Below are 8,810 nucleotides of genomic sequence, written 5' to 3'. Positions count from 1 at the left end.
TGCTTGCAATTCCCCAATAATGACTTGTTGAGCCCGTACAACGTATTCTCACTCTTCATATGTTGGTTTCTTGTAAATTACAATAGCCTCAATAGTCTAGTTGCATCTCTATTTTAAAAAAAATTTTGCGGTATGGTGGTTGGTACGTTTTATCAAATAAACCGTTACTTCATATTAGTACAGAATTTTTTTATAGGATTTAGATCTGTTGAGTAAGAAATTAAAAATAAATCTAAAATTTACTAATTTTATTATGGTATACTAATTTTTATTAATAAATTTTATATCGAATACTAAGATTAATCTGATTGAAAAAAGTTTTGATATAGATTAAAATGAAAAAAAATAACGAGTCTAGAGAAACTCCGCTTTGCTCCTTTAGCGTATATAAACAAGAAACTTACACACGAAAAAACCGCCAGAAAAGTTTTGGGTCGGGATAACCACATTAGTATCTTGGATCAAAAAACGTCAACAGAAAAGCGCGCGTAAAGATGCCCCTCCACAGTGGCCGTAGAAAACACTTGATCCTGTCGCTCTAGGAGCTTATGTCTGGGCTTCTCCTAAAAAAAGCCTATGCCCAACACGTTAACGTTAACGTTCACACCTCAACACTTCAGTGTGCTTTGCAACGGCTCAGTTTTGCGCGAAGCAAAAGACCAAATGCTATAAAGCCCGCAATGAAGAGTTAGGCGTGACATTCCAAGAAAAAATAGCCGACATCACATTGGGACATTTTGTTTATGTTAACAAACAAGTGGCATATAACAATTTAGCTTAAAAACGAGATTTGAAAGAGTGGAAGTAAGGTTTTATATCATTCAGTACATTGAGTAATAGTACAGTTAATGCATCGTTTCATAGTAGCCTAGAAATTTCTCAATGGAGCTCAGGTCAGGCGAATATGTTGGTAAAAATACTCGCTCAAAGCCAAGCAATTCAATCACTTTTTTTGACTTAGAAGTATTATGGAATGAGGCATAATCCAAAATTAAGCTGGGGTTTAGCGTTTTGATTCAACACTGTTTCCCCCAATGATTAAAAAAATTCTTATTGTAAAACCCATTACCCCCCATAGGTACTATAGGTTAATTATTTCAGCGATAGTAGGGATTCTTTTTGAATATGGGCCACGATTTTCATGTAAGTACTTTTCGCTTTTAGCCTCTGTCTTTGAAAATAGTTCTCTCTACACTACTCTCGTCACTCTATACAAGATTTTCAGGCGTTATATCGTGGATTGTTTCTTGCTATTTATTTCTTCACAAGCCTCTCCAGAGATAAAGATTTTTTTATCGATAAAGCATAGATAGAAGCAATGCTTGTGTTACATAGCCTAGTGATCTCTACTCATGTTTTCGTTATTTTGAATATATATTTTTAGCTGATTTTGATTTATATTTCTTTTTTGTTTTCTGTATAATATATAATAGTTCTTTAGGCTTGATGATTCGTTGTTTTTTGTGCCGTATTAACCCCCTAGTTACGCTACTGTTACTCACCATAATCTATTGTGGCACTTGTCTTTTAGATCATTAGCTAAGTTTATTTACTTTTTAATTCTAGGTCTTTTTATCATTTTCTGATGTATAATACGTATAATTCCATTTTTAAGCTAAATTACTATAGATGTTATCCAGAGAATCTGTCTCTTGAAGCCTTGCCATAAGACACGCTTCTAAGCCCTTATACCCCATTGTTTAAAGCGCTTATGGACAAAGCCCGCCCATCACAGTATTCAGGAAACACTCGAAGCATGCTTTGAAGGCTTTAATACACTCTCGTAAGGCTAATGGTATTGTATATGATATATTATTTTGATGAATATCAAGTTTTTTAAACGAAAAAACTTCCACTGTATCAGGTTCTTTCCTTCTCATTAGAACTGGTCTTTTCTAAAATTTTTACAATTTCTTTTGTATCTTGAAAACATATTTGGCATCACCTAAGTTCTAAATTGTACTTTAGAAAGAATACTTTTTTCAATTTCTTAATCTTTCTGAGTTCCTAAACCAATTTCTAACTCATATGTACTGATACGCGGGGTTGACAAAAGAGATTAGACCTAATAAAATTTCTTTAACGAAGCGCCTATAGCTCAATTGGATAGAGCGCCAGACTACGGATCTGGAGGTTATGAGTTCAAATCTTGTTAGGCGCGCTTTTCACTGATAAACTTAAATTACAACACAAAAACTTTTCTTAGGTGTAAAAAATTAATCTCTATTTTTATTAAGAATTTTTTTGGAATCTTGTTTTGTGCTTTTAAATAAATCTTATTGAACTGTTGCGCAGTACATCAAATCTATGCGAATATAAAAATGTAAAAAAATAAAACTAATCTATTACGCAGACAATAAATATCCACCACAAAAGATATAAAACGATGCTATACTCGTGATTGTTCAAAATTCTTGCATTGAACAAAAGAGATCATTCTATATTACCTGAAACAACTGTTTTTAAATTGCACTAAAATAGAAACATCAGAAAGAAAGCGCGTCACATTCAAGCGATCTTCTTTCGCTAAGAAGGCTAAAAAAAATCAGAAATTTTTTCTTCATTCATCTACTATTATTCCACACATACAGAACTATCGCCCAGTCAAAGAATGAAAGTAGCGATTCTTTGGAGAGCGCTTGAGTGAAGCATAGACTCAGAAATTTACGGTGTTTTTGGACCCTACTCTTTGTTACCATAAACATAAAATTATCTGTTTATGTGAAAAAACACTAAAGAATGATTTATAGAATACCAGCAATGTTTAAGGAGTTTCATCCTAACGAATTCCTTGATTAAACCCTTAAGCGCTTAGTCAATAAGGCCGATCCATCATTACAAAAAGCACTGGTCCCACAATAAGAACGCTTTAAAAAAGAGATTGATGTTAATGCGGCGATGTTATTTACTGGATTTTCTTTATCCAACATAGGACTGAATTAGAACCGGTAAAAGAAAGTATTTAGTCTTACAAAATTCGCTATTACTCACATGGATAATAAGATATCGATAGTGAAGAAACGTCAGTAAAGCTGCTTCTATTGTGTCATAGTGCGTTGCAACACGCCACAAAATGCTTGATTTTATTGAATCTTCGCTCCGTCAAATTTTATTTTTTATAAAAATTTTTATCAAAATCCTGCGGTGTTTTACGACGAGATTTTTAAGGAATAACACCTTTTCCCTCCATTCTAACACTTTCTGCCACCACATAATCCGCATTATATCTTTTGTTTTCCAGGATAGCCTTGACTTTCAAACCTTCCAAAAGTCTCAAAGCGTGTGTGATCGAACGCTTCTATTCCTGTAAAAATACATGGAATGAGGTAATCTACTACAAGAATGCCTTAACGCTTGAGTTTGACCCCCTTTTTTGCACGAGCTGCATGTTGATTCGCACCCACAATGGTGGAATCAATTCTTTCCCATCCTATGTCGACATCTTCTACCAGAACATTGAACACTATCTGAAAAACGCTCTTTTCTTTCCAGCGTTTAAAGCGTTGATGAAGGTTCGACTTTTTTCTGTGCTCTATTGGGAGCGAGCACTATAGGCCACTGTTTTGGTCCACCCACATTACGTATTCTACAAAACTTCCCTTATCTTTTCCACAGGATGTTCTAGCGTCCCATAAAAATCAGGTAATGCACTCTCTATCCTCTCCCATTGATCATCTCTCAGATGCTTTATATAAGATATGAATCCTCTTTTTTATAGAAAAATATCACTTCTTTTAGAACGTGTCGACACTGCCTAATTGTTTGATCCCAGAGAGTTATGGTATATATTATGAAGATAATAATGTATAGAGAAAAAGCTTATGGGACAAGCATTACACGCAAATGCCAGAACAACGGAGGCAATCCGTAGAGAGATCCGTGATAGTAAAGAGAGTATAGGAAAAGCGGCTAAAAGATTTAATGTTAACCCAAAAACAATCCTCAAGTGGAGAAAAAGAGAAGATACGAAAGACCTTCCCATGGGACCTAAAAAGATAAAATCTACAGTTCTATCAGAGACAGAAGAAAAGGCGAGTGTGACTTTCAGACCGCTTACACCATTGCCTCTTGATGAAGTTTTGTATAGCTTACAAGAAACTATTCCACATTTAAGTCGATCAACCCTTCATCGTTGCTTAAAGCGTCATGGCTGCTCTGTTTTGCCTAAAAAAGAAAGATCTACCTCTGCTGACAAAAAGAAATTTAAACACTATCCTATGGGTTACTTGCATATAGATATAGCAGAAGTAAGGACAGCTGAAGGTAAGTTATATTTGTAGCAATAGATAGAACATCAAAATTTGCCTATGCAGAGCTCCATAAAAGCCAGACTAAGATGATTGCCGCAGAGTTTTTACGTAACCTTATTAAAGCTCTACCTTATAAAATACATAAGGTGCTCACAGATAATGGGATTCAATGTACCAATCATGATCATCATAAAAATGCTTTTACTCATATCGTTGAGCGTGTTTGCAATGAGCATCAGATAGAGCATAGAAAGACTAAGATCAAGCATCCTTGGACTAATGGGCAGGTAGAACGAATGAACAGAACGCTTAAAGAGGCAACTGTAAACAATTTCCATTATGCATCTCATGATGAGCTGAAACAGCATCTGCATGCCTATCTAATGGCTTATACCTTCGCTAAACGACTTAAAGCCATCAAAGGCAAAACTCCTTGGCAATTTATTCTAAATCAGTGGATAATTCATCCAGAATATTTTACAATTAATCCTAACCATTTCTTGGCGGGACTAAACACCTAATCAACAAAAAATCCTTCTTTTAAAAGTGAGCTTCGTAACGTCAGGCAACGTCTTGTATTGCTATTTATCTTAACATTTGTAAACGTTAGTTTTTGAGACTAGATTTCAGATTCAGCCTTGCTTTTTATAAAATTAACGACTTGTATAGCAATATTTTTATTATTACGTAGCGCCGTTAAAAATGGCAAAACTTCTGGATAAGCGCTGTTTATAACATCTGGAACGTAGTTATTATCAGCACTATCGTCCCCCAACATATAATTTGTAATATTTTGAAATCCAGCAAAATTTCGAGCGCGCTCTTTAGTAAGCATCCCTAAAAATGCGTGTACTTGCTGATTCTGGCCATCTAAAAACTGGTCTAATTGAAAACTTTTTTGTTTAAATTCTGAAAAACTTTTCTCAGAAGGACTCTTTTGTTCACTTTCCGATTCCTCTTTTTTTACTTCTTTAACCTTTTCCAACTCTTCTTGTTTTACTGCTTCAACCTTTTCCAACTCTTCTTGTTTTAATTCCGTTGCACGTCTTGTCGCTGCTTCAAGCGCAACACGAGACTTAAAATCTTCTTCAGTTATCCATTGCTGGAAGTACTGAACGTATTTCTGATAATTAGAATCACAGAGCCTTGTTATTTCTTCTATCTGTTGTCTTTGCCGGAGAAACGTATCAGACCTTTCGTCTATTCTCTCTTGCATATGATTAAAATTATCTTCAAAGTTCATCTTTTCCGCTGCTCTCATCGTTCTACCTCTTGCTATAGATCCTGATTCCGGCATCATCTCATCACAAAAAATTGTATGAAGTTCCTTAAGAGTTTGAATAGTACTTCTTATGAGTAAATCCACTTTTTGTAAAATGTCTTGACCCGTGGGCGTATGCAGGAACGCTTCTGTAATATCCAAAGATACCTTTATCTGATCAAGTCCAGCCTGAAGTATTCCATAATATACTTGAAAATTCATTCATTGTGAAAGCCTTGTTTCTATAGATTGTATTGATCTTTCAAACATAGCTTTAGCATCGTTTCTACGGGAGACAATGCGCTCCCATAAGTGTTGCTCTTTACCTTTACCTTGTCTTCCTTTCAAAATTAAAGGATTTATCTTTTTAAGAAAATCCTCATTCTCTATTCGCTCTTTTTGAAGCGCTTCCCTAGCCCCCATCTGGGCAGGGTTTAAAGCCTGATCAGTAAATGCTGAAAGAACTTTTGTAATGCAAACATTTTGGTTCGTAAGTATTGCATGATCGTTTAGAAGAGACCTTACGGTAGTCTGGATTTCACTCTGTATTTTTTGCTCTTTTTTAATGTTCCCGCCAGCAATAGCGGTTTTATATTCGTCTAAAACACGCTTAAGCTTTTCTCCTCTTTTTGTAACGTTTTTTTTGATTTTTTTGTAAACGCTGCCTGGACAAGGTTCAGACTGTGTAATGGCTTTTAAAGTAAGAAGTTTTTTATTACCAGCGGAAACAATGTTATTTTTAAGGATTAGATCTATCCTGTTTTTAATTTCTGGATACTTAGGCCGAAAGATTTCACCAAATTCTGAGAAATCTGCCATAATTTTAGTTAAGTCACGCGCAATAGACGCTTTGACACTTTTCTTCAGTGTTTCTTGACATTTTGTAACTTCCTTTAAAAACTCAGGGTACTCTTTTCTTAAAGCTTCAAGTTTCTCTTCTAACTGCTGTGGAGTAAAAACTTGAGGGCGTTGATTCTGAATAAAATTTTCTTTCTCAACAGCAAAAACACTGTTTTTTGAAATAAGAATGCCAGAAAAAAATAGGAGGACTATATATTTTTGTTTTTTCATAATAAATATTTTTAAGTTTTGATTTAAATACTATAAATGAAAAAAATTTATTTTTCATTAGACAAACAACTGAAGGTGAGAAAAAGTTTAGAGCCTGTATTTATGGATTAACGATCCGCCTTAACAAGCGCATAGAACGAGGGATCATCACTCTATTTCTGCAGCTGCTACAGCAATTTCGTACGCTTTAGACAATCTTAGATAATGATTGAGCCAAGCCAAGGTTCGTTCAACGACTCATCTTTTGGCGAATACCGCCCATCCTGGGGTTCTAAAATTTCAATTGTCTTGTTAAGACCGTTTCCCACAAACGCTAGCATAGTTTTTCCATACCCGGCATCGACGCAAACGCCTTTGAGTGGCGGATAGTGTTGCAGAGCCTCTTAAAAAACATTACACTCCCCTACTGTATCATGTTCATCACCTTAATCCCATTGAGAAACAATGAGCGCGCGCTAAACAGATATGAGGCTCTAGAAATTATTTAATTGACGCACTATTTTTTATAACGATTCATAGTGAAAATTCATAAACTTTGTCAAAGCAAGTAACAGCCAAAAAAAAGCATTTATAGGTTTTGGTATCAACAAAATGACAACAAGAGATGGCGTTTACGTTAGAAAAGCCAAGGACATTCTCTATTTATGTATAGATTATACCATTTATAGAGCAACCAGTCTTTTATTCAATATATAAAAACATCAACCGGATATTAGAGCATAGGATGGTACTAATGAATTTAGAAGCAGTTCTCGTGGTACACGGTATTGGTTAAAACGGCTAGAGTCCAGGTATAAAACAAGTCTTCACCTATAATCACTTAGTTTGAACATGGAATTAGGTGTGTTATAATTTCCAAAAGATGATAAAAAACAATACAGCCTAGACTTAAAAGCAAGAATAATAGAATACACAACGTTAGGTAATGATCAAAAAACGAGCGAAACAATAGTGATGGTGCGTAAAAATAGGGTAAGTAGAGGGTGAATACGGTATAAAACAGAAAAAGTCATAAAGCTTGAAGAACGACTAAGCCGCAAAGGAACCATAGATCCAAATTAGCTAAAAATGTATATTAAAAATAACGAAGCTAAACTATGAGCAGAAATCACTAGGCTATTTAACGCAAGCATTACTTTTGTCTGTATAAAGTGTAAAAGTTAGAATTTAGCGATAAAAAATCTTTACCCCTGGGAAGACTTCTAAAGAAATAACGATCAAGACACAATCAACGATATAGCATCTGAACGTCTTGTATAAAGTGATAAGAGTAGTATAGACAGGACTATTTTCAAAGATAGAGCATTGGGTAAGAAAAGTAAAAAAACTACTTGGTAAGAAGCGTGGTACATATTTCAAACAAACCCATAGCATAGCTGGAATAATAAATTTACTATCCCCATGAACGTTTATGGGTCTTGCAATACGGATTTTTTTAATCATTAGGTGGTACAGGATTGAATCAAGGCGCTAAAACCCGTCCTGATTACAGATCGTGCCATACATCACAAAAGACAAGAAAGCGCATCGCATCTTTTGGCTCCAAAATAATATTTTTACCGTCTTATTTACCAAATTTAAATCCTTATAGACACAGTCTAGACTAATATCAAACTCATGAATTAGGGATAGCATTACAAAATTCGCTCGATGATATGAGGCTATACCTCTGTTCTTTTTTCGAACTTAATACCCTATGATTTATTACACCTCTTGCATAACCTAAGCAATAAGCGTTAAATCAGCTCCATAAAAGAGGTTGAGATGAAATACCAAAAAATCAAAAATTATAAAGATGAAGAGTTTCGTAGATTAAGTGGTGTGAAGAGATCTACATTTAAAAAGATAATAGCACTACTGGAAGAGGCTGAGAAGAATAAAAAAGAGGTGGAAAACCAGATGCGCTAGCGATGGAAAAAAGGCTATTAATGTGCATCTTCATAGGGGATATCAGAGAGTAGTGGTTATAAAACTATCAGATGGATAGAAGATACGTTCATCAAGCATCCTGATTTTGCTTTGCTAGGTAAGAAAGCGCTCCTTAAAAGCGATATGGAATATGAAGTTGTCCTTATTGATGCAACAGAGACGCCAATAGAGCGTCCTAAAAAAAATAAGGGTCAAGAATAAGAAGCGTATAAAAAATCGCAACAATAAGCAGAAGACCTTTTATTCTGGAAAGAAGAGAAGACATACTTTAAACAGTCAACTCGTTGTGGATAAGAAGA

Annotated in this window: 4 protein-coding genes, 1 tRNA gene and 2 pseudogenes; 3 read left to right on the top strand and 4 right to left on the bottom strand. The window is 34.9% G+C overall.

Annotated features, from left to right (window positions below; translation table 11 throughout):
* Positions 1–845: 845 nt before the first annotated feature.
* Positions 846–992, bottom strand: coding sequence for a transposase (locus HCUR_RS09975; protein WP_423751880.1), 147 nt, complete (start codon positions 990–992; stop codon positions 846–848).
* Between the two features lie 1,095 nt (positions 993–2,087).
* On the opposite strand from HCUR_RS09975, the gene HCUR_RS00460 reads away from it, so the two are divergent.
* Together HCUR_RS00460 and HCUR_RS00455 are read left to right on the top strand one after the other, a co-directional pair.
* A tRNA-Arg gene (locus tag HCUR_RS00460) sits at positions 2,088–2,161 on the top strand.
* A 1,660-nt stretch (positions 2,162–3,821) separates the two neighbouring features.
* Positions 3,822–4,771, top strand: a pseudogene (locus HCUR_RS00455) (IS481 family transposase).
* A 98-nt stretch (positions 4,772–4,869) separates the two neighbouring features.
* Here the strand turns inward: HCUR_RS00455 and HCUR_RS00450 are convergent.
* The 3 genes from HCUR_RS00450 to HCUR_RS09725 form a co-directional block, all read right to left on the bottom strand.
* A complete protein-coding gene (locus HCUR_RS00450; RefSeq protein WP_104206284.1) occupies positions 4,870–5,733 on the bottom strand; it encodes a hypothetical protein in 864 nt (287 codons plus the stop codon).
* The gene (locus HCUR_RS00445; protein ID WP_104206283.1) at positions 5,734–6,582 is read right to left on the bottom strand and encodes a hypothetical protein; all 849 of its coding nucleotides are present in this window, start codon (positions 6,580–6,582) and stop codon (positions 5,734–5,736) included. It lies immediately after the preceding gene.
* 197 nt (positions 6,583–6,779) lie between these two features.
* The gene (locus HCUR_RS09725) at positions 6,780–6,902 is read right to left on the bottom strand and encodes a hypothetical protein (RefSeq protein WP_279337370.1); all 123 of its coding nucleotides are present in this window, start codon (positions 6,900–6,902) and stop codon (positions 6,780–6,782) included.
* A gap of 1,444 nt (positions 6,903–8,346) precedes the next feature.
* On the opposite strand from HCUR_RS09725, the pseudogene HCUR_RS09375 reads away from it, so the two are divergent.
* Positions 8,347–8,810: pseudogene (locus HCUR_RS09375) on the top strand (IS5/IS1182 family transposase); the annotation flags it as partial.

Source organism: Holospora curviuscula, assembly GCF_002930195.1.
Taxonomy (GTDB): domain Bacteria; phylum Pseudomonadota; class Alphaproteobacteria; order Holosporales; family Holosporaceae; genus Holospora; species Holospora curviuscula.
The sequence above is the reverse complement of the archived record's forward strand: the minus strand, read 5'-3'. Positions and strand labels throughout refer to the sequence as shown.